Annotated in this window: 17 protein-coding genes and 1 pseudogene; all 18 read left to right on the forward strand. The window is 48.5% G+C overall.

Features of this window, described 5'->3' with window-relative positions; translation table 11 throughout:
• Positions 1 to 120: 120 nt before the first annotated feature.
• Positions 121 to 2,745, forward strand: a complete 2,625-nt coding sequence (gene tssH / locus I6L54_RS04965; RefSeq protein WP_040233998.1) for a type VI secretion system ATPase TssH — start codon at positions 121 to 123, stop codon at positions 2,743 to 2,745.
• A complete protein-coding gene (locus tag I6L54_RS04970; RefSeq protein ID WP_040234000.1) occupies positions 2,738 to 3,430 on the forward strand; it encodes a hypothetical protein in 693 nt (230 codons plus the stop codon). The genes tssH and I6L54_RS04970 overlap by 8 nt, the downstream gene beginning before the upstream one ends.
• Positions 3,431 to 3,436: 6 nt before the next feature.
• Positions 3,437 to 3,838: a hypothetical protein gene (locus I6L54_RS04975; RefSeq protein WP_052463797.1), complete on the forward strand. Its 402-nt coding sequence runs from the start codon at positions 3,437 to 3,439 to the stop codon at positions 3,836 to 3,838.
• A gap of 54 nt (positions 3,839 to 3,892) precedes the next feature.
• Positions 3,893 to 6,285 (forward strand): annotated as a pseudogene (locus I6L54_RS04980) (type VI secretion system Vgr family protein).
• A 13-nt stretch (positions 6,286 to 6,298) separates the two neighbouring features.
• Positions 6,299 to 7,273: a DUF4123 domain-containing protein gene (locus tag I6L54_RS04985; RefSeq protein WP_040234002.1), complete on the forward strand. Its 975-nt coding sequence runs from the start codon at positions 6,299 to 6,301 to the stop codon at positions 7,271 to 7,273.
• Positions 7,274 to 7,335: 62 nt separating this feature from the next.
• Positions 7,336 to 10,017, forward strand: coding sequence for a T6SS effector BTH_I2691 family protein (locus I6L54_RS04990; protein ID WP_217124634.1), 2,682 nt, complete (start codon positions 7,336 to 7,338; stop codon positions 10,015 to 10,017).
• Between the two features lie 76 nt (positions 10,018 to 10,093).
• Entirely contained in the window at positions 10,094 to 11,128 is a 1,035-nt protein-coding gene (locus tag I6L54_RS04995) for a putative type VI secretion system effector (RefSeq protein ID WP_052463714.1), read from the forward strand.
• 38 nt (positions 11,129 to 11,166) lie between these two features.
• The gene (locus tag I6L54_RS05000) at positions 11,167 to 12,201 is read left to right on the forward strand and encodes a putative type VI secretion system effector (RefSeq protein WP_217124635.1); all 1,035 of its coding nucleotides are present in this window, start codon (positions 11,167 to 11,169) and stop codon (positions 12,199 to 12,201) included.
• Between the two features lie 38 nt (positions 12,202 to 12,239).
• Positions 12,240 to 13,271, forward strand: coding sequence for a putative type VI secretion system effector (locus tag I6L54_RS05005; RefSeq protein ID WP_137378480.1), 1,032 nt, complete (start codon positions 12,240 to 12,242; stop codon positions 13,269 to 13,271).
• Positions 13,272 to 13,309: 38 nt separating this feature from the next.
• Positions 13,310 to 14,344 (forward strand): putative type VI secretion system effector, encoded by a 1,035-nt coding sequence (locus tag I6L54_RS05010; protein ID WP_217124636.1) that lies wholly within the window; start codon positions 13,310 to 13,312, stop codon positions 14,342 to 14,344.
• Positions 14,345 to 14,382: 38 nt separating this feature from the next.
• Positions 14,383 to 17,166 (forward strand): T6SS effector BTH_I2691 family protein, encoded by a 2,784-nt coding sequence (locus I6L54_RS05015; RefSeq protein WP_217124637.1) that lies wholly within the window; start codon positions 14,383 to 14,385, stop codon positions 17,164 to 17,166.
• Positions 17,167 to 17,186: 20 nt separating this feature from the next.
• Positions 17,187 to 18,203, forward strand: coding sequence for a putative type VI secretion system effector (locus tag I6L54_RS05020; RefSeq protein ID WP_040232920.1), 1,017 nt, complete (start codon positions 17,187 to 17,189; stop codon positions 18,201 to 18,203).
• Between the two features lie 23 nt (positions 18,204 to 18,226).
• Entirely contained in the window at positions 18,227 to 19,243 is a 1,017-nt protein-coding gene (locus tag I6L54_RS05025) for a putative type VI secretion system effector (protein ID WP_040232922.1), read from the forward strand.
• A complete protein-coding gene (locus I6L54_RS05030) occupies positions 19,222 to 20,283 on the forward strand; it encodes a putative type VI secretion system effector (protein ID WP_246600990.1) in 1,062 nt (353 codons plus the stop codon). Before I6L54_RS05025 ends, I6L54_RS05030 begins: the two co-directional genes overlap by 22 nt.
• Before the next feature lie 146 nt (positions 20,284 to 20,429).
• Positions 20,430 to 20,696: a PAAR domain-containing protein gene (locus I6L54_RS05035; protein WP_008321243.1), complete on the forward strand. Its 267-nt coding sequence runs from the start codon at positions 20,430 to 20,432 to the stop codon at positions 20,694 to 20,696.
• Positions 20,697 to 20,702: 6 nt separating this feature from the next.
• Positions 20,703 to 21,854, forward strand: coding sequence for a KPHS_23130 family T6SS system protein (locus tag I6L54_RS05040; protein WP_040229949.1), 1,152 nt, complete (start codon positions 20,703 to 20,705; stop codon positions 21,852 to 21,854).
• A gap of 4 nt (positions 21,855 to 21,858) precedes the next feature.
• Positions 21,859 to 25,275 carry an ImcF-related family protein gene (locus I6L54_RS05045; RefSeq protein ID WP_040229948.1) on the forward strand — a complete coding sequence of 1,139 codons (3,417 nt, stop codon included), beginning with the start codon at positions 21,859 to 21,861 and terminating at the stop codon, positions 25,273 to 25,275.
• Complete coding sequence (gene tssA / locus I6L54_RS05050; protein ID WP_040229947.1) at positions 25,272 to 26,870, forward strand: type VI secretion system protein TssA; 1,599 nt, start codon at positions 25,272 to 25,274, stop codon at positions 26,868 to 26,870. The genes I6L54_RS05045 and tssA overlap by 4 nt, the downstream gene beginning before the upstream one ends.
• Position 26,871: the final 1 nt, after the last annotated feature.

Consider the following 26,871-nt stretch of genomic DNA (forward strand, 5'->3'; position numbering starts at 1 on the left):
CTCTGCTGAGCGTCCGGAGTGGGGGTTAAGCAGAGAGTATCAACGTCACTTATTACCTTATGGGCATTGGATTACGGCCACGGGCGGTAGCGTGCCTGAATACAGGGAGTCAGGAACCAAATGGAACACCAGTCAGCAGTGTTATTACGACGTCTCAACCCCTATTGTGCTCAGGCGCTTGAAGCGGCGGCATCGTTATGCCAGACGCGTGCGCATGCAGAAATTACGCCCGAACATTGGTTACTCAAGCTGCTGGAGCAGGGGGAGGGTGATATTACTGTCATTGCTCGTCGTTATGAATGGGATATTGACAATCTCTGGCAGTCGCTGCTGACGCATCTGGATGTTCAGCCTCATTCCGTGAAAAGCCGCCCGCAGTTGTCTGATGCGCTCCTTTCTTTAATGCAACAAGCGTGGCTGTGTGCCGCAACGGATGAACATTCGCAGATACGTGGTGTACATCTGCTGATGGCGCTGGTAGGAAAGCCTTCACTATTGAAGTGTGACGGCCTGTGGCCTCTTTTGAGCGCCGGACATACTCAACTGGAACGGCTTCTGCCGCTATTAAATGTCCAGTCGGATGAGTGTCCGGAAAGGCAGCAAGAAGCCGCTCTGGCGCAGATTTCTCCAGATGACGAAGTGCGTCCTGGCCTGGCTCAATCGACGTTGTCGCCAGCATTACAAGGCGTGCTCGATAAATTTACGCTGGACGTGACCGCGAAAGCGCGTGCTGGCGATATCGACCCGATATTTGGTCGCGATAATGAAATCCGGCAAATGGTGGATGTGCTGTCCCGTCGGCGAAAAAATAATCCTATTCTGGTCGGGGAACCCGGCGTCGGCAAGACCGCTCTGGTGGAGGGGCTGGCGCTGCGTATTGCGGAAGGTAACGTGCCGGATAGCCTGAAAGCGGTGACGTTACGCACGCTGGATCTTGGGCTGCTTCAAGCCGGCGCTGGAGTGAAAGGTGAGTTTGAGCAGCGGTTGAAAAATATCATTGATGCCGTTCAACAATCGCCAATACCGATTCTGCTTTTTATCGATGAAGCACACACCATCATTGGGGCCGGTAATCAGGCGGGGGGCGCTGACGCAGCCAACCTGCTAAAACCCGCTCTGGCCCGAGGTGAATTGCGGACCATCGCGGCGACCACATGGAGCGAATATAAACAGTATTTTGAGCGTGATGCTGCGCTGGAGCGGCGTTTTCAGATGGTGAAAGTGGACGAACCCGATGATGACACAGCCTGTTTAATGCTGCGTGGTCTGAAATCACGCTATGCAGAACACCATGGTGTTCACATCACCGACGACGCGGTTAAAACTGCTGTTACGCTCTCTCGCCGCTATCTTACCGGGCGGCAATTACCCGACAAAGCCGTCGATCTGCTGGACACCGCAGGTGCAAGAGTGCGGATGAGCCTTGATACCGTTCCGGAACCACTGACGCGTTTGAAGTCGGAGATCACCGCGCTTGAAATTGAAAAGCAGGCGTTGCTTGCAGACCTCGCGCTAGGAAATGGTCAGCATGGTGAAAGGCTGGCCAGCATTGAACAGCATGAAAATCGTCTGCTTGTCGAGCTGGATGAACGCGAAACCCAGTACGGTCAGGAATTAGCGCTCACTGAGCAACTGCTGGCCAGTCGTCTTGATATTTCTCGTCAGGCGGAAACGGTTGAATTGCAGCAGCAGCTTAGTGTGCTTCAGCAGGGGCATCCTTTACTGTTTCCGGATGTAGACGCGCGCACCGTTGCTACGGTGATCGCCGACTGGACTGGTGTACCCTTATCTTCATTGATGAAGGACTCCCAGGCAGACTTGCTGACGCTTGAAACCCAGATGGGAAAACGCGTTGTCGGGCAGGATTATGCGCTTAATGCCATCGCGCAACGACTGCGGGCATCAAAAACGGGTCTTACGCCGGAAAACGGCCCACAGGGTGTGTTTCTGCTTACCGGGCCAAGCGGAACTGGCAAAACGCAGACGGCGCTGGCGCTGGCCGACATTCTGTTTGGCGGTGAAAAATCGCTGATCACCATTAATCTGTCTGAGTATCAGGAGCCGCACACCGTGAGCCAGCTCAAGGGCTCGCCTCCGGGATACGTGGGTTATGGTCAGGGAGGGATCCTGACCGAAGCCGTGCGAAAACGCCCCTATAGCGTGGTGCTGCTGGATGAAGTAGAAAAAGCACATCGCGACGTCATGAACCTGTTTTACCAGGTATTTGACCGTGGCTTCATGCGTGACGGCGAAGGCCGTGAAATTGATTTTCGCAATACCATTATTTTGATGACTTCCAATCTTGGCGGCGATTCCGTGATGCAGCTGCTGGCAGAACAGCCGGAAGCGACAGAGCCCGATCTGCACGAACTGCTGCGCCCCCTTTTGCGCGACCATTTTCAGCCAGCGCTACTGGCCCGCTTCCAGACGATTATCTACCACCCGCTCGGTGAAACAGCGTTACGTACGATTGTACAAATGAAACTGGATCAGGTTAGCCAGCGATTACAGCGCCACTACGGCATCACCACGACGATATCCGATAACCTTTTTGATGCCCTGACAGCCGCTTGTCTGCTACCGGATACGGGGGCGAGGAATATTGACAGTCTGCTGAACCAACAAATCTTGCCAGTGCTTAGTCAGCAGTTGTTAACGTATCTTTCCCGGCAGCAAAAACCTCAGCAACTTACTTTAAGTTGGCGTGATGAAGAGGGAATGATGCTGGAATTTAATGATGAGTAAACGTAACGATATTATTGAACCTTACGAGTGGACATCGGATCGTAAAACGGGGCTCGTTTATAGCGAAATATTGGGATGGATAGATATAGGCCATGCGCAGGGAAGCGATATTGAAAACCTACTGTTAGATATAAAACGAGGTGAATCAAGTCGTGATGGTTATTATGAAGTCACCTATAGCCAAAAGATGTTTGTATATCATCGCCAGTTTGGTACAGGAAAATTTGTTAAGTGGCGTATCAAACAAGGTTTATCTGCATGTGAGAAAAGTAGCGTTGCGTTAGCTATGATGATGATGACGGCGCGCTTGTTTGAAAGTTTGCAATCTAATTGGTGTTTTAGTTGGTATACCGACAGTGGATTTAGCGGTGAGGATCTTACATCCGATCTTTTAGGCTTCTACCGGGCAATCCTTCCCTCAAACTACCCGTCAAGACTGAGCTTAGTCAGTAAAGAGCGGGCACTGAGTAGATGGGATTTTTATGGGCCGATAGGTAATTATAAGAATAAAGGATTTTTACCATTACTGTTTCCAGATCCCCTGGATAACTGTGCTGTCCATAAACCCTATAAAGGAAGCCTGCCTTCATTTATGACATGGGTGCAACCGTGGAGTGATTTCACTTCTGGTCGGGTAGAAATTATGACCGGGGATGGCGGTTATTATTCATTCTTGTCGAGGTGAATGGTAATGAACTACTGTAAAATAATACTGGTGACGATTTTTTTGATTTTCTTGTCACCGCTGTTAATACCCTGGCCTGATAAATTAGAATATCGGGAAAGCGATCTTTTTAACTACTATTTCTACACTGATGTTGATATCAAACAGGCTCCAAGGATATCAAATAATTATCTCTTTGAATATATTTCTCCTGATGGCAGTACACGGGAAACAAATCTTATTGTTTTTCACGGTGGTGATGTGGGAGTTATTCGTGATTATCTAACAGGTCTTGGCTTTCATCTTTATGATTATAGTGATAATGGAAGAGAAGAACTTTGGATATCAAATGATAATCGTCGATTTACTTTTTCCATTGTCACTAACAAGAAAAAAGATTTAGTCAGTTTAATAAAGATAATGCGTTGAGGGTAAGTTTTCGTTCTGGAAGTGACTCTTTATAAAATTACAGGGGTTAAATATATGGGAATGGATGAATCACTTGGCGGTGGGATGTCATTTATATCTGAAAATACGTTGAATCGTTATCAATTGTATATCCCTTCATGCAAGTCAGTGCTGGATGTTATTAACTTTAATGGTACAGAGGAAATGAGTTCGCTGTATCGATATGTAGTACATTTTTCCAGCCAGGATAAAGACATTGCGGCCGAATCGATACTTGGAAAATCAACGATATTGACCATGGGAATGGGGAAGTTAAGTGAGTTAACTGCCCGCAAAATGGTACATGGTATTGTGACATCTTTCCATCGTATCAGTGGTTCAAAAGACCAGGCAATCTATCAGATAATCATTGAACCTTTTGTCGCGTTGTTGAAAAACCAATTTCGCACACACCGCTTCTTTATTAATATGTCAGTTCCTGAAGTTGTTACTAAAATTTTACAGGAACATGGTTTAAAAGACTGGGAATATAATTTTGATTTGGCAATGGAATATCCCAAAAGAGAGCAAATTAATCAGTATCAGGAGAGCGATCTGGTTTTTATTGAACGTCTGCTTTCTGAAGTTGGAATTTTCTTCTTCTTCAGGCTTCAACCTGATGCTGGCACTGAGGTCATCTATTTTGCTGACAAACAAAGCGCATGGGAGTTTGGCAAAACATTACCGCTGAATAGCCCTTCCGGAATGAATGACAATGGCATCGACTCAGTCTGGGATATTCAGTTCCAACAGTCTACGGTGCAGGCATCGGTTACTGCCGGGGACTATAACCATCGCCAGGCTCAGAAAATATTATTTTCTGCACAAACCGATATGACTTACGGTGAAGGTGATGGGGTGACTTACGGGGATGTTTACCACATCGTCCACGCCATCTTGAAACGGGTGATAAGGTTTCACCATCGCCTGAGACAGGGAATTTTTGGGCGCGTCTGGAACATGAACGTTACCTCTCCTCACAAGCGACAATCACGGGATTATCGACCGATGTTAGCCTCAGCCCGGCTCAGGTCCTGAATATTACGGAATCCACACCTGTCCCAACGCTTCCTGCCAGTGTGCGTAACAACTTGCTGGTTACGGCGGTTTCATTCAGCGCAAGCCGAAAGGAAGCGCTACAGGTGGTGTTGATGGCGACCGTTTACAGTGAAACCCGCTGCTGGAGACCACCGCTAAAACCTCGGCCAGTGATTAGCGGCACGCTAATGGCGCGTGTTTCAAGCCCGAAAAAGAATGATGAATATGCTCATTTAAATCAGAGCGGGCTTTATTGGGTTAAGTTTGATGCGGATCGCGATGATAAACAGCAGGGTTACGAGAGCATGCCAGTACGCCTGGCCAAACCCTACGGCGGCAACACCTACGGTATTCACTTCCCGCTGATACAGGGTACAGAAGTGGCGGTGGCGTTCCATGAAGGGGACCCGGACCGGCCCTATATCGCCCATGCGCTGCACGACTCCCGGCATCCGGACCACGTGACACAGGCAAACCACACCCGTAACGTCATTCGAACTCCGGCCAACAACAAACTGCGGATGGAAGACAAACGGGGCGAGGAGCACGTCAAGCTCAGCACCGAGTACGGCGGCAAGACGCAGCTGAACCTGGGGCATAACGTGGATGCACAGCGTGCGCTGCGGGGTGAGGGGTTTGAACTGCGTACAGACCAGTGGGGAGCTATTCGGGCTGGGAAAGGGATCTTTATCAGTGCCGATCGCCAGGAATTAGCTGGAGGTTTGCAGTTAGATATGCATGAAGCAGTAGCTAACTTACAAGCTGCGCTTCAGGATGCGAAAGGTATTCGCTCTGCAGCAGAAAAAGCGAAAGCAGAACTGGCTGATATCGAGAGGCAAAAAGCATTGTTAATGGAGTCTGTGGCAGACCTCAAGAAACAGGCTTTACTTTTTTCTGCTCCTGCTGGCATTGCGCAGGTGACTTCTGCCAGCATCCAACTCTCATCAGGTGAGAATGTCATTGTAACTTCCGGAGCGGACACGGATGTGAGTGTCGCTAAAAAATTCCGCCTTGGTGTGAAAGAAACAATAAGTCTTTTCGCTCAGTGGATGGGAATTAAAATTTTCGCCAGCAAAGGAAAAGTGGAAATTCAGGCTCAGGGAGATGCAATGGATCTGCTGGCAAAGAAAACGTTGAGTATAGCCAGTAAGGATGAGCAGGTGATCATTACCGCAGCGACAGAGTTAGTACTCAGTTGTGGTGGCGCGTATATCAGGCTTAAAGATGGTGAAATAGAAGTAGGGGCGCCTGGTAATGTACGCGTAAAGAGCATTGGGATTCAGAAAATGGCTCCTGCGACATTGAATGCCAGTATCGAGTTACCGGATCCTTGCGCCACAGCTATTGATGCTGCTGGTGGTACGCAAAGCCCTACAGTGACGCTGGGTTGATGGAGGACCAATAATGAAGGAATCATTAATAACTTATGATTACTCCTTACAGACAATGCAAAAACAGGGGGATTATATTGGTGAGAAAATATTTAATCATTTTAGAGCGTTAAATAGAAATTGCATATTAATGATTGATGCTGCAATTATACGATTGAGAAGTAAAAACTCGCCATTCTATAATCAAATAATAAATAGAAATATTGTTAGGGTGCCTGTCGCTACTCGTTATCTATCATCTGAATTTGAGCCTTGTTTGGTTTCACTGGATTTATCTTTGCCTGAGGATTGTAAAATACTAAATGAAAGTATTATCCAGGCTCTGAAAGAGATAGAGCCTAATGAAATACTGCTGGGTAAGGGCAGGATGGTATGTGGTTGGCTTTCTTGCGAAGAAAACATTGTAAATCTCGCAGATTATCTGGGAAAGGTGGCAATCCAGCAGCATGATGGAAAAGATGTTTTGCTTCGGTATTATGATCCGGCAATTATGATCTCTCTTTTATCTATTCTGGATGACTGGCAACAACGACGTTTGTTAGGGCCAATTGAAGTGTGGATTTTTATTGATGGCGATGGTCAGTTTATCAATAAAATAAATCAGTCGAATAATCAAGTACGACTTTCATACACTTTATCTCTGAGTGCTGACAATTGGCGTGATATAAATTTTGCAGGGATAAAAAATAGAGTTATCTGTAATTATCGTCTGGCTAATTTGAGTCGTGAACGGTGTTCAGAGCCCACGGTGTTTAAGCTATTGCAGCAGTCACTTAAAAGAGCTGTATTATATACTTTTTCTGATCAAGAAGATCTTATCAAGTGGGGCGAGTGTTCAATTAATGTTGCTCCGGAATTTTATAATCACAGTTTTATTAAAAACTTGCTTGAACTAAATAAGTTAAGTGAGAAGGGAAAATTTACTCAAATCATATCTCATGTCACAGAACAACAATGGAATGAAATTCGAGTAGAGCGTGAGCGTTAATTAAGCAATTTACAGTTCGAATATGTGGGAGAACAGGGATGATAAATCATAAATGTGACTGTATGTCACAGGGACCGGCATTACTACCCGTACGCTATGCGGTGGTTCCTGAATATATTAAAGAGCCATTGCCGGCGTGGGCAAAACCTGGAATATCAGCTTACCCGGCGGAAAACGAAAACTACCACTATGCGCTACGCGCGATGCGCAGGGGATATATCTATATCTACTATCCGTACCAGACGGACTGGGAAGCGTGGTCGGTGTGTGATGACGGCAGTTTGTGGAAACAGCTGTCGGCGAAAAATGTTCTGGAGAAATCAGAGCCAGACTGTCGGCAGGGAACGTACAGTGATGGCGGAAAGGATTTTCTGACGCTGCCTTATGAAGTCCTGGAGAATGATATCTGGATAGCATTCACGCAGTGTCCCTGGACGGAAAAAACGATGGAGCGTTACGCGGGCGATGACGGTCAACGGCAGCGCAGAATGCAGCGCCTGAGTGCATCGAACTGGACATCACCGCAGACTTCAGAGCAAACGACAGAAGCAACGACAGGCAATCTTGCAGGCGTTCTGGATTACATCGCGCCGCAGGGAAGCCAGCTGAGTCCGGCAATGCTGTTACCATATGGCACCCATACAAAAATCCGCGTCAGCCAGTGTGTGAGTGAACGCTATGCAATAGTGAAAGAGCCGGGGCCGCAGGAGACATTGTATCCGTGGAAGAGCGGAGTGGCCGGAAACACAATCCGGCAGATGAAGGAACGGGGTGTGAAGCCAGACGGTTCCCCCGTTACACCGTTGCTGATGGCGCTGCATGATGCGACAGGGATAACGCATGAGCTGACGGGATGGACGAATGATGTCCTGGCGATGGCGAAGATATTTGGTGAAGAACGTGCCCTGGAGTTCTGCACCCAGGGTCTGATAAACGGTGTTGAGAATATTATAAAAAAGAGTGCTGAGCAGGATGTGGAACAGCAGCTCTCGGCAATGGGGGGGGCACTTTCAACATCTCGTGATATGGATTACGCATATGGAATGTATGTCTGGAATGAGGGACGGAAAGGTAATACGGATATTTTAAGTCGGGAAGAATTTGAGCGACAGGCGAAGAAAAGACAGGAGCAGAGCCTGAAAAGTTCGCGGGTGGCAAATAACCTGCGTAGATATAAAAGAAAGATAAAGCAAGAGTGTCTGGATTCGTTTATTAAATGTGGTGAGGACCTGACGCACAAAATCGATAACCAACTCGAAGTGATAATCGATTTCCGCTGCCAATGGCTTAAATCTCCAGGTTTTATTCGTACGCTGCAGGATTTTTATTCTGATCTTCCACAGGATAATTTGCATTTTCGTGAGGTTGCAGCTTTTGCAATGTCTGGGGTAGGGGCGGCGAAATCTGGTGTGAGTTTACTGGATGACTGGATAAAAGATTATTCTACTACTGATGAAAACAACCTCGTCTGGCGTACTCATTTTTATAATGCACCTGAGTTAATGACGGTTGCCGAACCCTTGCTTGCCAGCGTGCGCAAAGGAGTGAGTCAGCCGGTTACAGAACAAAGTTTGTTGGCATTTTTTGAATCAAAATCCGGTGACCTGGTTAAATTATTCGAAGGATTTAGTAAAGCAACAGCTGCGCTGGATGAACCACCTGGAAATGATGCAGTCTGGTCAAAGCGGGTGTTGTATCAAGCTGATCAACATATGGCAACGCTGGGTTCCCGCTTATTCTCAGTTTCTGGGGTGGGACCGAAACTGGATACCATAAACGATCTTGTCATTAAAACGCTCTGTTCTCTTTCGGCAGGTAAAACAGTAGCGGAAATAAAGTCTTTCTCGAGTAAATATTTTGGCTGGGCGACCGAGCGCAGCTACTATATAAACGAAATGCTCTTTGTTAATCCTCAGAAAGACAGAGTGTCAGGACGGTTAAAAGTCGCTCAGGTACGGTTCTCCGATCTGGAAAAGGCGACTGCAGACTTCAGTATCACGGGGGCGAAAAAAAATGCTTATCGTGCGACAAGTATCAATTTTCTGGTGCTCTTTTTTAATATGGTGGAGCTATATAACCAGGCAGATCATTTTAAACGAGATGACTTTTCCAGTTATGCCAAACTGGTCGCGGCGGGATTTGCCACCACGGGAGGCGCGATTGATATTGTCAGTAAAATGATGGATGTCATAAAAAAAGATGATAAATCGTTTCCAAAACTGAAATGGGTGGGTGCCAGTTGCTCGATGCTCAATGCTATTGCATCGTTGGGGGCTGATTTTTCAGATTTATATCTTTTAAAATATGAGAAAGCAGGAAGTAAAAAAAATGCATATAGATTGTTGTATTTTGGAAAGGTTCTTAATGATGTTACAACCATTATTTCAGTCAGCGGCAAAGTTTTGCCTGCTTTAATGTCAAAATTTGGCTGGAGCACGGCTGTCGGCAGTATAGAAGTGTGGCTGGGGCGCGCAGCGATACCAGCATTTTATGCGCTGGGTATTGAGTGGATTGGTGTTCTCTCGTCCTGGCAGTTCGCTTTGTTTCTGGTGGTAGCAGACTATGCGCTGAAAGAGTATTTTTTTGAAGATGAAATTCAAATCTGGCTGCAGAACACGCTGTTTGGCGAAAAATTCTCGACAGATATTGATAGCTGCTCAGAAGAAAAAAAAGCAGAACTTATAGTGAAATGTGGAAAATCGCTGACGGAATGCTTACGTAAAATAGAATCTTCCAGCAAATAAGAATGAATTATATTTTCCAGTAAAGATATTTAAGAAATATCAACATGGTCGTATTCACATATTGTAAGAGTCAATTATGAAAAAAGAGCTGAAATTCTCGGACGGATTGCGAAGAAGCCTCGAAGGCAGCAATAAAAAATATCCGCTGCATAACTATCTGCAGCAAAAAAGTGAGCTGGTGCGAACGCAGGAAATTCTGCGTAATATCGAGGCCAGCAATGAAAAAGGAAAATGGCTGGCGCATTTTCGCCTGAAAGAGAAAGAACTGCTGGAAGCACTGAAAAACGCCCCGCCGGACCCGGTGCTGCCGCCTCCGGCGCCGCTGATTAAAGTTCGGGGGGGCATTGAAAAACTGACGCAGCGGCGGGTGGTGCAGCATTTCGACGTTCTGTCCTACCCGGAAGGAAGCGCCTACTACGCCCGCTATAAAAAGAAGATGGCGGCGTCGGCGGTGGTCTGGGCGGCCAGCGGCTCGGGAGGGACAGCCTCGGCCCTGCTGCAGGACTATGACAGACCGCTGTGCGGGGCCTGGTATCTGACCGGGCGCATTAACGGCAGGCGTTTTACCGGCTGGCTGGGATGCCACTGGTGCTATGAAGGGGAGGAGGTGGAGCTGCTGGCGGCCCCGGTCGGTGAGGAGTATCTGGTGTATGCCATCCACAAGCCGGAGGAGCAGTCCCTGTGCATGACGCCGGGGTGTTACCGGGGGAAGAATCAGGCGCGCCGGGCGGCAGTGCGTATCCCGTTGCGGGTATGCTATCTGAGCCTGGCAGTAGTGACTCCTGCAGTTATACATATTCATAATGGATGGGAGGCATTTTCTGATCCGGAATTTTACATGATGTTGGCTGTGTTTTGTCTTATGTCATTGGGGTTGTGTCTGCTTCCTGCGGCCTGGTCAATTTACAAACATAAACCGTTACCGGAAGAAACGCTGTCAGAGGAGATATTCACCCTGCTGGGCTGGAAAAACGTGGCGGATATTAACCTGGACACGCTCCATAAACGGCGAAAAAAAGAGTGGAAGCGAACGGGGATCCCGCCAAATCCTCTGCGCAAAGGAACCCCCTTTGATTATTCAGGGGGGACACATTGTTTTTTTTATTATTAATACGGATGTTGAATGGTTCTTAATGGCATGGATAAATTATGGAAAAAGAGCTGAAATTCTCGGACGGATTGCGAAGAAGCCTCGAAGGCAGCAATAAAAAATATCCGCTGCATAACTATCTGCAGCAAAAAAGTGAGCTGGTGCGAACGCAGGAAATTCTGCGCAATATCGAGGCCAGAAATGAAAAAGGAAAATGGCTGGCGCATTTTAGCCTGAAAGAGAAAGAGTTGCTGGAAGCGCTGAAAAACGCCCCGCCGGACCCGGTGCTGCCGCCTCCGGCGCCGCTGATTAAAGTTCGGGGGGTCATTGAAAAACTGACGCAGCGGCGGGTGGTGCAGCATTTCGACGTTCTGTCCTACCCGGAAGGAAGCGCCTACTACGCCCGCTATAAAAAGAAGATGGCGGCGTCGGCGGTGGTCTGGGCGGCCAGCGGCTCGGGAGGGACAGCCTCGGCCCTGCTGCAGGACTATGACAGACCGCTGTGCGGGGCCTGGTATCTGACCGGGCGCATTAACGGCAGGCGTTTTACCGGCTGGCTGGGATGCCACTGGTGCTATGAAGGGGAGGAGGTGGAGCTGCTGGCGGCCCCGGTCGGTGAGGAGTATCTGGTGTATGCCATCCACAAGCCGGAGGAGCAGTCCCTGTGCATGACGCCGGGGTGTTACCGGGGGAAGAATCAGGCGCGCCGGGCGGCAGTGCGTATCCCGTTGCGGGTATGCTATCTGAGCCTGGCAGTAGTGACTCCTGCAGTTATACATATTCATAATGGATGGGAGGCATTTTCTGATCCGGAATTTTACATGATGTTGGCTGTGTTTTGTCTTATGTCATTGGGGTTGTGTCTGCTTCCTGCGGCCTGGTCAATTTACAAACATAAACCGTTACCGGAAGAAACGCTGTCAGAGGAGATATTCACCCTGCTGGGCTGGAAAAACGTGGCGGATATTAACCTGGACACGCTCCATAAACGGCGAAAAAAAGAGTGGAAGCGAACGGGGATCCCGCCAAATCCTCTGCGCAAAGGAACCCCCTTTGATTATTCAGGGGGGACACATTGTTTTTTTTATTATTAATACGGATGTTGAATGGTTCTTAATGGCATGGATAAATTATGGAAAAAGAGCTGAAATTCTCGGACGGATTGCGAAGAAGCCTCGAAGGCAGCAATAAAAAATATCCGCTGCATAACTATCTGCAGCAAAAAAGTGAGCTGGTGCGAACGCAGGAAATTCTGCGCAATATCGAGGCCAGAAATGAAAAAGGAAAATGGCTGGCGCATTTTAGCCTGAAAGAGAAAGAGTTGCTGGAAGCGCTGAAAAACGCCCCGCCGGACCCGGTGCTGCCGCCTCCGGCGCCGCTGATTAAAGTTCGGGGGGTCATTGAAAAACTGACGCAGCGGCGGGTGGTGCAGCATTTCGACGTTCTGTCCTACCCGGAAGGAAGCGCCTACTACGCCCGCTATAAAAAGAAGATGGCGGCGTCGGCGGTGGTCTGGGCGGCCAGCGGCTCGGGAGGGACAGCCTCGGCCCTGCTGCAGGACTATGACAGACCGCTGTGCGGGGCCTGGTATCTGACCGGGCGCATTAACGGCAGGCGTTTTACCGGCTGGCTGGGATGCCACTGGTGCTATGAAGGGGAGGAGGTGGAACTGCTGGCGGCCCCGGTCGGCGAGGAGTATCTGGTGTATGCCATCCACAAACCGGAGGAGCAGTCCCTGTGCATGACGCCGGGGTGCTACCGGGGAAAGAATCAGGCGCGCCGCGCGGCAGTGCGTATCCCGCTGCGGGTTTGTTACTTATGTTTTGCCATTTCCATCGCTGCGTTGCTATGTGGTGATGGTTTAGCATCATTTTATGATCCTATGTTCTATTTATTTATAGTTGAAGCAATAATTTTTCTGCTGGTGATGTGTCTGCTTCCCGCAACGTGGTCAATTTACAAACATAAACCGTTACCGGAAGAAACGCTGTCAGAGGAGATATTCACCCTGCTGGGCTGGAAAAACGTGGCGGATATTAACCTGGACACGCTCCATAAACGGCGAAAAAAAGAGTGGAAGCGAACGGGGATCCCGCCAAATCCTCTGCGCAAAGGAACCCCCTTTGATTATTCAGGGGGGACACATTGTTTTTTTTATTATTAATACGGATGTTGAATGGTTCTTAATGGCATGGATAAATTATGGAAAAAGAACTGAAATTCTCGGACGGATTGCGAAGAAGCCTCGAAGGCAGCAATAAAAAATATCCGCTGCATAACTATCTGCAGCAAAAAAGTGAGCTGGTGCGAACGCAGGAAATTCTGCGTAATATCGAGGCCAGAAATGAAAAAGGAAAATGGCTGGCACATTTTCGCCTGAAAGAGAAAGAGCTGCTGGAAGCACTGAAAAACGCCCCGCCGGACCCGGTGCTGCCGCCTCCGGCACCGCTGATTAAAGTTCGGGGGGGCATTGAAAAACTGACGCAGCGGCGGGTGGTGCAGCATTTCGACGTTCTGTCCTACCCGGAAGGAAGCGCCTACTACGCCCGCTATAAAAAGAAGATGGCGGCGTCGGCGGTGGTCTGGGCGGCCAGCGGCTCGGGAGGGACAGCCTCGGCCCTGCTGCAGGACTATGACAGACCGCTGTGCGGGGCCTGGTATCTGACCGGGCGCATTAACGGCAGGCGTTTTACCGGCTGGCTGGGATGCCACTGGTGCTATGAAGGGGAGGAGGTGGAACTGCTGGCGGCCCCGGTTGGCGAGGAGTATCTGGTGTATGCCATCCACAAGCCGGAGGAGCAGTCCCTGTGCATGACGCCGGGGTGCTACCGGGGAAAGAATCAGGCGCGCCGGGCGGCAGTGCGTATCCCGCTACGGGTTTGCTATTTGTGCCTGGTTATTATTATCCCATTATATATACATGTATATAATGGATGGGAGGCATTCTCAAATCCATATTTTTATTCACTTATGGCAGTAGCTTTTCTGGCCTTACTGGGGTTGTGTCTGCTTCCCGCGGCCTGGTCAATTTATAAACATAAACCGTTACCGGAAGAAACGCTGTCAGAGGAGATATTCACCCTGCTGGGCTGGGAAAACGTGGCGGATATTAACCTGGACACGCTCCATAAACGGCGAAAAAAAGAGTGGAAGCGAACGGGGATCCCGCCAAACCCTCTGCGCAAAGGTACTCCCTTTGATTATTCAGGGGGGACGCATTGTTTTTTTTATTATTAATACGGATGTTGAATGGTTCTTAACGGCATGGATAAATTATGGCAAATCATAAATGTGACTGTATGTCACAGGGACCGGCATTACTACCTGTACGCTATGCGGTGGTTCCTGAATATATTAAAGAACCATTGCCGGCGTGGGCAAAATCTGGAATATCAGCTTACCCGGCGGAAAACGAAAACTATCACTATGCGCTACGCGCGATGCGCAGGGGATATATCTATATCTATTATCCGTACCTGACGGACTGGGAAGCGTGGTCGGTGTGTGATGACGGCAGTTTGTGGAAACAGCTGTCGGCGAAAAATGTTCTGGAGAAATCAGAGCCAGACTGTCGGCAGGGAACGTACAGTGATGGCGGAAAGGATTTTCTGACGCTGCCTTATGAAGTCCTGGAGAATGATATCTGGATAGCATTCACGCAGTGTCCCTGGACGGAAAAAACGATGGAGCGTTACGCGGGCGATGACGGTCAACGGCAGCGCAGAATGCAGCGCCTGAGTGCATCGAACTGGACATCACCGCAGACTTCAGAGCAAACGACAGAAGCAACGACAGGCAATCTTGCAGGCGTTCTGGATTACATCGCGCCGCAGGGAAGCCAGCTGAGTCCGGCAATGCTGTTACCATATGGCACCCATACAAAAATCCGCGTCAGCCAGTGTGTGAGTGAACGCTATGCAATAGTGAAAGAGCCGGGGCCGCAGGAGACATTGTATCCGTGGAAGAGCGGAGTGGCCGGAAACACAATCCGGCAGATGAAGGAACGGGGTGTGAAGCCAGACGGTTCCCCCGTTACACCGTTGCTGATGGCGCTGCATGATGCGACAGGGATAACGCATGAGCTGACGGGATGGACGAATGATGTCCTGGCGATGGCGAAGATATTTGGTGAAGAACGTGCCCTGGAGTTCTGCACCCAGAGCCTGATAAACGGTGTTAAGGAGATTGTTAACAAAAGCTCGGAACAGAATGTTGCAGCCCAACTTGCTGAATTACCGCAGGAAACATATATTTCTCCACCGGCAATGGATTATTCTTATGATATGTATGTCCAGAATGAGAAATCTAAAGAAACAGACTCGAAGAATATACTAACTCGCGAAGAATTCGAAAAGCAGGTAAAGGGAAAACAAAACGAGGTTTATAAAAAACAACAGGTAGCTAATGATTGGTCCAAATATGCCCGAATGATTAATCAGAGTAAATGGGACTCTTTTAATCAATGTTGTGCTGATCTAACACCAAAAATTGATGAACAGCTCGCTAAATTGATCACCTATCGTTGTGAATGGTTACAGGCTTCGTTATTCATAACAATATTACAGGATTTTTTCTCTAATGACCCTGTTGATAATGCGTACTATCGTGAAATAGCTGCCTTCGCGATGGCTGGTCTTGGTGAGTCGCCATCAGGTGCAAAATTGCTGGATGACTGGATAGGCGCATATACCACGACAAGTGAAGCTAATCTCGTCTGGAGAACACATTTTTATAATAATCCAGAGATCATGGCAGATGCGGAGTCATTATTGGCTAGCTTGCGTCAGTGTAGCATAGCGCCGGTTTCTGAAAATGATGTGCTCTACTTTTTTGAGAAGAATGGCGCTAAACTTAATAAAATATTTAAAGGTTTTGAAAAAGCAACGAGTGAAATTTCAAAACCTCTGGCTGGCAATGTCGTATTCTCGAAAAGAGTGCTGTATCAAATGGATCAGCACATGGCAACCGTAGGGGCCAGGTTTTTTTCCGTATCACGGATTGGACCAGTTCTCAACACCATGAATGACCTCATTGTTCGAACCCTTTTCTCGCTATCTTCTGGAAAGTCAGAGTTAGAAACCAAAATATTGTTCAGCAAATATTTTGGCTGGGCCACGGAACGCAGGGCTTACATTACCGGCACTGTTTTTTACAGCCCGCAAAGAGCCATTCGGGCTGATCTTCTCCGGGGGGCGAGTAAGAAATATACCGCACTTGAAAAAGCGTATGCCAATTATCTTAGCCAGCCTGCGGGATCTTCTGGTTATGCGGTGACAAGTATTAGAATTTTTGTTTTATTTTTCAATGTTGCTGAGTTGTATAACCAACTCGATAATTTTAAAAATGAACCTGCTAACTACGCGAAGGTAGTCAGCGCAATATCGGCAACGGCAAGCGGGATAATTGATATTGCAACCCCTGCGATGGAGATCATTCTTAAAGAGAGAAATAGTCTCCATTACATGAAAATGTTTGGCGCAGGATGCTCGTTGATAAGTGCTGGCCTTTCGCTGGGATTAGATATTTCAACATTATTGAATAAAGTTAATTTACCGAATTCCAGTAAAAAATGGGCATTTACGGGCTTATATTCAATCAAGACTCTTAGTGATGTCGCCATTATTGCCAAAGCGGAAGGAAAATTGATGTCGGTGCTGATTGAACGCTTTGGCTGGGATACCGCTGAAGGGGAATTAGCCGTATGGCTGGGGAGGGCAGCTGCGCCTCAATTAACAAAATTAGGCGTCGAATGGGTGGGACTGTTGGCCTCGTGGGAGGTAGCCCTGTTATTGATGGTCGCTGAATATATTTTGACGGAATATTATTCACGTGATGCGTTACAGTCGTGGATTGAGAATAGCTTGTTTGGTGATGATTGTTCGATTGATATCGACAGTTATTCGCCGGAAAGAATCAATATGTTTATTGATGAGACCCGAAATTCACTGCAAGAAAGCTTACGTCAATTATCTTCAGGTAAAAAAACACAACGTGGGAAACCAATAATTTACTGGCCATTTATTATCTATGATGAGCCGGAAGTCCCTGTTGTGGTTTAATTGTGGAGCAGCGAAATACTATGACAGAAGATGACGAACTGTTTGCTGATATGCCACGGACCTATATCCGGGGACTGGAGAAGGGAAAAGGGTATGTGAAAGAAAACTATCTCCGGGAGCGCAGGGAGTGGATAAAATTAAGACAAACCATTGCGCACTATGAATCGGACGGCAGGAAGAAGCATAAAAAACGGCTGGCAGAACTGTATCGCGAAGAAAAGCAGCTGGCAAAAGCGCTGGCCGATATGCCACCGGACCCGGTACTGCCCCCGCCAGCCCCGCTGATAAAGGTCAGGGGTGTGGTGACAAACTACCACCAGCGCTGCCTGACGCACTATTTTGACACCAAAGCCTATCCGCAGACGTGGGATTATTTCAGCAGGCAGGATGAGAACATGGCGTCTGCCGCGATGGTGCTGGCCTCGACGGGGTCAGCGGCAACGGCACAGGGCATGGTGGCGAGCAATGAAGACAGGGTTACAGCTGCGGCGTGGTACGTCACGGGCGAAATCAACAGCCGGCCCTTTTCAGGGTGGCTGGGCGCGCCCTATTGCCGGGAAGGTGAGGAAGTGGAACTGATTGCCGCGCCGGTGGGAGAGGAGTATCTGGTATATGCCCTTGTCCGGCCGCATGCGCGTTCGCTGACCATGCCACCGTGGTGCTACCAGGGAATACGACGGGCACGAATAGACGCGATGAAAGTCCCCATTTCGATCGTTATTCTTCTGGCTATTCTGCTGCTGGTAGTGGGGTTGTATAAAGAAGATTGGGTCCTTAGTGAAGGATTACGACAAGTGATAACGATATTTTTGGTTACGGGAACCTTTCTGTATATCCTCCCCGCAATATGGACGATCTGGCGACGGCATCCCTTTCCGAAAGAACAGCTGACGGAGGAGATATTGACTGTTGCTGGCTGGGATAATGTGACCAATATTGATTTGCGGAGATTAAAGCGCAGAAGAATTAAAGAATTCAAAAAGAACGGGAAATCTGTTCGAGTAATGACATCAGGATGGTGGTTTTATTACTATTAGCTGGAATTAAAAGATTAAATACTATGACAGAAGATGACGAACTGTTCGCCGATATGCCCAGGGCCTATATCCGGGGACTGGAGAAGGGAAAAGGGTATGTGAAAGAAAACTATCTCCGGGAGCGCAGGGAGTGGATAAAATTAAGACAAACCATTGCGCACTATGAATCGGACGGCAGGAAGAAGCATAAAAAACGGCTGGCGGAACTGTATCGTGAAGAAAAGCAGCTGGCAAAAGCGCTGGCCGATATGCCACCGGACCCGGTACTGCCCCCGCCAGCTCCGCTGATAAAGGTCAGGGGTGTGGTGACAAACTACCACCAGCGCTGCCTGACGCATTATTTTGACACTAAAGCCTATCCGCAGACGTGGGAATATTTCAGCAGGCAGGATGAGAACATGGCGTCTGCCGCGATGGTGCTGGCCTCGACGGGGTCAGCGGCAACGGCACAGGGCATGGTGGCGAGCAATGAAGACAGGGTTCCAGCTGCGGCGTGGTACGTCACGGGCGAAATCAATGGCCGGCAGTTTTCAGGGTGGCTGGGCGCACCCTATTGCCGGGAAGGTGAGGAAGTGGAACTGATTGCCGCGCCGGTAGGAGAGGAGTATCTGGTATATGCCCTTGTCCGGCCGCATGCGCGTTCGCTGACCATGCCACCGTGGTGCTACCAGGGAATACGACGGGCGCGAATAGACGCGATGAAAGTCCCCATTTCGATCGTTATTTTTTTAATTATTATGATGTTGATAGTGTTTATTTATCAGGACGGCTGGGTTGTTACTGAAAAAATAGTGAGTGGGGTAACGATGTTCCTGACCATGGGAACCTTTCTGTATATCCTCCCCGCAATATGGACGATCTGGCGACGACATCCCTTTCCGAAAGAACAGCTGACGGAGGAGATATTGACTGTTGCTGGCTGGGATAATGTGACCAATATTGACCTTCTGAAACACGACAAGAAAAAAATAAAAGAATTTAAGAAGCAAGGGCGATCTATTCGATTACTTAAATCAGGATGGTGGTTTTATTACTATTAGCTGGAATTAAAAGATTAAATACTATGACAGAAGATGACGAACTGTTCGCCGATATGCCCAGGGCCTATATCCGGGGTCTGGAGAAGGGAAAAGGGTATGTGGAAGAGAACTATCTCCGGGAGCGCAGGGAGTGGATAAAATTAAGACAAACCATTGCGCACTATGAATCGGACGGCAGGAAGAAGCATAAAAAACGGCTGGCAGAACTGTATCGCGAAGAAAAGCAGCTGGCAAAAGCGCTGGCCGATATGCCACCGGACCCGGTACTGCCCCCGCCAGCCCCGCTGATAAAGGTCAGGGGTGTGGTGACAAACTACCACCAGCGCTGCCTGACGCACTATTTTGACACTAAAGCCTATCCGCAGACGTGGGAATATTTCAGCAGGCAGGATGAGAACATGGCGTCTGCCGCGATGGTGCTGGCCTCGACGGGGTCAGCGGCAACGGCACAGGGCATGGTGGCGAGCAATGAAGACAGAGTTCCTTCTTCGGCGTGGTACGTTACTGGGGAAATCAACAGCCGGCCCTTTTCAGGGTGGCTGGGCGCGCCTTATTGCCGGGAAGGTGAGGAAGTGGAACTGATTGCCGCGCCGGTGGGAGAGGAGTACCTGGTATATGCCCTTGTCCGGCCGCATGCACGTTCGCTGACCATGCCACCGTGGTGCTACCAGGGAATACGACGGGCGCGAATAGACGCGATGAAAGTCCCCATTTCGATCGTTATTTTTTTAATTATTATGATGTTGATAGTGTTTATTTATCAGGACGGCTGGGTTGTTACTGAAAAAATAGTGAGTGGGGTAACGATGTTCCTGACCATGGGAACCTTTTTGTATATCCTCCCCGCAATATGGACGATCTGGCGACGACATCCCTTTCCGAAAGAACAGCTGACGGAGGAGATATTGACTGTTGCTGGCTGGGATAATGTGACCAATATCGATTTGCGAAGATTAAAACGCAGAAGAATAAAAGAATTTAAGAAACAAGGGCGATCTATTCGATTACTTAAATCAGGATGGTGGTTTTTTTACTATTAGACTAATTTTATATGGGGTTTAATTTAAAAGTTAATGTTTATTACTAGGTGAGATATTATTATCTGATTATATAAATATGCTGGATAATTTTTTGTTTTTTCAAAAAATCACATCTGGATAGTTATATTGTTTTATAGTGAGGATTTATGTTTCTAGGTTTGGTCAGGCTCAATGATCCATTAAGTAGTGGTGGCAAAGTAATTTCTGTTTCGTCAACGATGATTATCGATGGTTTAGGTGTTGCATTACTTGGGGATACTGTTATATGCCCAATACCATTTCATGGCGTAAATAAGATAATCCAGGGTTCTACTGAGTGGATCTCAGATGGAAAACCAGTAGCTGTGCATAAATGTATGTGTCAATGCGGTTGCTATGTTATTTCAACACTTCCCTGTACGGGGATCTGGTAAGTTAAAATGAGTTGGAATATTCCTGATAAAAAGACAATGCAACCTGTACGTTCTATTAGGTGGGGCCGCGATAGTGGTGTTTTTTTCTCATTGTTAATAACTGTTGTTCTGCTATTTAGTTTATTTTATTATATTACTCATAATAATGACTGTTTTTATTATGCTTTTGTAATATCGCTAAGTATTTTTTTAGTATTCATTATATATATAGGGCTTCGATTATTTCAGGTCGGCGTATCTCTTGAAAGAAATGAAATGATATCAACGGAAAGTTCTAATATTGATTATGAGTGGTCTGAATGGGCATCAAGTTATATAAGTATTGTAGATTACAGCTATCTCTTTCCTGAAGAATCACAGATACCCAGTTTACTTGAAGGAAATGAGTTCAATGCCATTGGGGCCAGGGCATTACATTTTCCAGAATCGATTGACTATACGGCTTTATTCCATGAGTTATTAGCTCCTATAAGAGCCAGATTAATTGATATTCCTTCTGGAAAAGGTTTAGTTATTAACTTTATTGTTGGTCAGATGTCAGGAACTTCAGCATGGCAGTCTTTTTTATTGGCCTGGAAACGACTTGGGCTCTCTGATAATATAATTAAAAATAGTGAATTTATTTTGCACGATTATGTATTAAATATTAATGAATGGTTAAGCGTTACGGAGGATATATTCAGGTTAATTATTGTAGGGGAGAAATCAACGGATACCAAAGATAATCACCATAAAACGGGTGATGGGATGTGTGCTTTTCTTTTTGCTGCACCGATGTTAGTTAATCAGAATAATATTGTCGAGAAAGCAAGGTTGTATAGGTCTATCTCTACGAATGATGATGAACTGCTCAAAGACCTTAACGATCTTATTTTTTATCAAGCCAGGGTTGGGATAATTGACAATTTATTGATAGGCAAACATAGCGATAAAAAAGATGTGGCTAAGGTGGCAGTTCTTCTTAATGAGCATAATAACAACCTTGAGCAATATTATGCAGAGTTATATATCGGCATTCACGGAGAGTTTGATATATGGATGATGTTAATGTTCTCTTTGTTAAATGGACAAAATGTGAGTGCTGTTGATCTAATATTATCGGAATCGGATGGAAGAATTATATTGTCGAGGGTTAAAAAAATTAGAAATCAGGAATAGATATATGAAGAAGTCCACCTTGTTGCTGCTATTTGGTCGGTTATGTATTTTAGTTGTCGTTGGTTTGATATGCTATGTAGTTCTTTTTTACTACGGAGAGTATTTGGGGGTGAGGACCCAATCAACAAGGATAATAGTCGTTACAACTGTTTTAATAGCACTATGTTATATTTTTAAATTATGGCAGTTGAATGCGCTGAAATCAGTGTTGATATCGTATGTTCCATTGTTAAAATATAAATCAATTGTTTATTCTTTTTTGCCATGGAAATCAGTTGATAAGACAAATGTTGGGAATAATATAACCACCACATTGGATAGTAATATATTCATTAACTTCCATTCTACACTTAAAGATAATTACGGCCGCCGCTGGCGCGCCAAAACGCATATCCTGCTGGTGATGGGAGATGCCTCTCAGGTTGATCTACTGGTACCTAAACTCGCCACTCAGCGCTGGGTTGAAGGGGATGGCGTGGTGTTAATCTGGGGAGGTTCGCTCACTGAACCGCCAGATGTTTCGTTGTGTGAGGCGATACGCAAGCTGCATCGGCGCCCGCTGGATGGAATTATATGGGTAACCCCCACTTTTCAGCACCAGCAGGCATTGGCTCAATCTGCACCTGTTGTCTCTTTAACCGCAGAACAAATAGATAATGCCGCTCGCCATCTTCAGACTGTTTTTACCACGCTTCGCTGGCGAGTACCGTTATACCTTTGGTCGCTGCATGGCGCTCAATTCGTCCTGGATGACGTAACCCTGCACTCTGCGACGTGTTTGTTCCCTGCAGGATGCACTACAGCTTTATGTCGTTCGCAGTTGACCTCGCTGGCAATGCAGATGGCGGAGCAGGGCACGCAGCAGGTTACGTGCAATATCCGCGATAACTTCTTACTGAAAATGGCTAATTTGCTGATGCCTGGCGCAGAAGCCATCAGCGAATCGTTGTCCACTTTTTTTAGCCCGCACCGGCCTCTGCCGCTGGCGGCGGTCATCTTGAGCCAGTATGCGGAAAGTACCTCATCGCGCGTCGCGCATGCCTGGATGCGTGATGAGCGCTGGCGTGCGCTGCTTGATTCGCTCCCTGCGTTACCTGCTGAACTTAGGGCACAGCGCACAGGCCGTTCAGGGATGCGCGTGTTGGCCGTCGGTACCGCTGGTTTGATGCTGCTATGGGGCGCAGGAATGGTGGTGTCTTTTTTGGCGAACCGCAATCTGATCGGCGAAAGTCTGGACCAGGCGAGACTGGCAGGCGGTGCGGATGAACCGCTCACCGAGCGTCTTACGGCGCTATCCTCGCTTCAGCAAACGCCAGGTCAGCTTCGCTGGCGTCAGCAGAATGGGGTGCCGTGGTACTACCGCTTCGGCTTAAGCCAAAATGATGCTCTGCTGGATGCGCTATGGCCGCGTTATACGCGTATCGCTATTCCGCTCCTGCGTGATGAAGCCGATCAACATCTCACTCAGGAATTAACGACTTTAACCCGGCTGGCTCCAGATAGCCCGCAGTTTGCCGCTCGGGCAAAGATCGCCTACAACCAACTGAAAATGTATCTGATGCTCTCCCGGCCTGAGCAGATGGAGTCATCGTTTTTTAGTCAGGCGTTGATGCAAGACTGGCCGGATCGCGCGGGTATTTCGCGCGCATCATGGCAGGGCGTGGGGCCAGGACTCTGGCAATTCTGGGGAGAACACCTTCAGGCGCATCCTGAATGGAAAATAGCAGCGGATAAAAATCTTATTAGCCAGGTGCGAACGCTGTTAATTCGTCAGATGGGGATCCGCAATGGCGAAGCAGCTTTGTATCAGAAAATTATTGAACAGGTGACTCCGCATTATACCGAGCTTCGTCTGGAAGACATGACCGGCGATACCCGGGCAGAGCACGTATTTTATACCCAGAGTTCGGTTGCTGGCGTATATACCCGCAAAGCCTGGGAAGGGGAGGTTTTGCCCGCCATAGAAAAAATTGTAAATAACCGCCAGGAAGAAATGGATCAGGTACTGGGAGATGATACGCATTCAGCAAGCGACCCTCTCTCTCCACTGGCGTTAAAGGCGCATCTTAGCGAGCGTTACTTCACGGATTTTGCCGACAACTGGCTGGATTTTCTCAACAGTATTCGCTGGAAGCGCACCCAGACGCTAAGCGATGCCATCGATCAACTCACGTTGATTGCCGATATTCGTCAGTCACCTCTGGTTGCGTTAATGAATACCCTCGCCGTTCAGGGACGCACAGGGTTAACCGGTGAAGCGCTGTCGGACTCGCTGGTAAAGTCGGCAAAGGATCTGTTTAACACCAAAGAAAATCAGACCATTGACCAGCATGCGCGGGAAGAAGGCCCTATGGTGAGTACCTTCTCGCCAATCCTGGCATTGATGGATGAACAATCGGCTGGCCAGGATATCAGTCACCTGAGTCTGCAAACCTACCTGACCCGGGTAACGCAGGTCAGACTGAAACTCCAGCAGATTACTAACGCTGCCGATCCGCAGGGAATGAGTCAGGCTCTGGCGCAAACGGTGTTTCAGGGCAAAACCATCGATCTCACCACCACGCGTGACTATGGCAATCTGGTGGCGGCCAGTCTGGGGCAAGCATGGAGTGGATTTGGTCAAACTATGTTTGTTCAGCCGCTGGAGCAGTCATGGCAGCAGGTGTTGCAACCGACCGCGTCGGGCCTGAATGCGCAATGGAAGGCGCTGATTGTGAATGACTGGAACAGCGCATTCGGCGGACGTTATCCGTTTCGCGATGTCGGCAGCGAGGCTTCTCTGCCGCTGCTGGCGCAATATCTGCGAAGCGATAATGGCCGGATCCCGCATTTTCTCGAAAGCCATTTAAGCGGTGTGCTGCATAAACAGGGAAGCCACTGGGTTGCTGACACGGTGAATGCGCAGGGACTGGTGTTTAATCCGGCGTTCCTCGAGGCGATAGACCAGCTCAGCCAAATTGCGGATGTCGCATTTATTCGTGGCGAAGCCGGGATGCGTTTTGAACTGCGTCCTGGAACGGCGCGGGATGTGATGCAGACTGACCTCGTGCTGGATGGGCAAAAACTCACCTACGTTAATCAGATGCCAGCGTGGAAAAACCTTGTCTGGCCAGCTGATACGCCAGCATCAGGGGCAACCCTAAGCTGGGTGAGTACAAATACGGGAACCCGAATCTACTCAGATAACCCTGGTACCTGGGGGTGGATAAGACTGCTTGAGAAAGCGGAGATAACCGACAACGCTGGCGTGAGCAGCGGTTTTAACCTGCGCTGGACTGCGCAGGATGGATTGCCGCTGAACTACACCCTGCGAACGGAAGCGGGTGAAGGCCCGCTCGCATTACTTAAACTCCGCGACTTTGAACTACCAGAAGCAATTTTTGTTGTTAGCGGCAAGATTTCCTCAGAGGAAGAAGAATGAGCGCTTTGAAACGTCTACTGGCCGCCAGCGCGGCTTCGCCAGATGAACAACGGCAACTAATGGAACAAGCGCAAACGCAGACTGTGCTATGGCAAAACTGGCTATTGCCAGTTTCAGCAGCCAACCCAGGCGGGGAAGATCCGGTCTATGATGATGATTTTCAGCGCATGCGAGAGGAGGTGAATAAACTTTCTGGCGCACAAACGGATCTCATCATTGAGCTCGCGGAAAAAATTCTGACCCATAGCTGTAAAGATGTCCGTGTTGTCACCTACTACACATGGGCGCGTTTGCATCAGGATGGTGAGTCCGGCCTGGCGGATGGTCTGATTTTGCTGGCTGGTCTGATGCAGCAATATGGCGATTCTCTCCACCCCTTAAGAGCCAACAGCCATAAGGCCGCCCTTGAATGGCTGGCAGGCGGACGAATGCTGGATAGTCTGGCGCGTTTTCCCGAGGTTTCACGACCTGACACGCAACGGATCGCCGGTGCGCTGATGTTGCTGGAGCAGCAGTTTAGTCAGCGAGAGGAGAGCATTCGTCCAGGGCTTGGGGCGTTGTATAGCGCGCTGGAGAATCGGCTGGCGCAGTCTGGCGGCGCTCAGGCATTGGTACCGCAAAATATCAGTGCTCAACCCAGCCGGCACAGCGCAGAAGCCGTTGTCCTCAAAAGTATTGCTTCTGGCCGTGAGCTGCTGGAACAGGCACGGTTGTTGGCGAAATACTTAAGCGATCAGCCGGATGGCTGGCTGGCGGCGCATCATTTGATGAAAAGCGTGCGGCTCGATACGGTCAGCCAGCTTCCTCCGCCAGATGGCACCGGACGTACACGCCTGGAATCGCCCAAGAGTGATTACCGCGCGCAGCTCAAGCGTCTGTATTTGCAGCAAAACTGGACTGAACTGATTGAGTTAACCGACAGCCTATTTGTTGAGGGAGTGAATCATTTCTGGCTGGACGTGCAGTGGTATCTTCATCAGGCGTTAAGCAGGGCGGGTTCGCCATGGGATAAAAATGCCGCCATTATCATCAGCGATTTGAAAATGCTGCTACATCGGATGCCGGGTCTGGAAACGCTGGCATTTAACGATGGAACTCCCTTTGCTGATGACGTCACCCGCGAGTGGATAGTCCGTGACGTGCTGCAGGAAAGCGACTGGCAGACGGAAAAAGTCGCTGCGACTACCGCAGGGGCGAACGACGATATTCTGCTACTTGAAAACGAGGCGCTGGCGCTGGCGGATAGCGAAGGCGTTGAGGCTGCGCTTGCCTGGCTTCAGACTCGCCCCGGCATTATTTCACGTCGACAGTGTTGGTTACGCCAGCTGTTAATGGCCCGTCTGACGGAACAGTGTGGGCGCAACGATCTCGCGCTGCATTTGCTTGGCGAGTTGAATACGACTGCGCACTCTCTCACTCTCAAACAATGGGAGCCTGAATTGCTGTTTGAAGTCAAAGCGCGACGGCTGAAACTTCTGCGTTTAAAAGCCAACCGCAGTGAAAGTGACAAAGCGCGTCTGGCGCCAGAGATGGACTCCCTGTTGTCCGGTTTGGTCGCCATTGATCCCGCCAGAGCTGCCGTCTTGTGTGGCTAAA

The organism is Citrobacter pasteurii, assembly GCF_019047765.1.
GTDB classification, from domain to species: domain Bacteria; phylum Pseudomonadota; class Gammaproteobacteria; order Enterobacterales; family Enterobacteriaceae; genus Citrobacter; species Citrobacter pasteurii.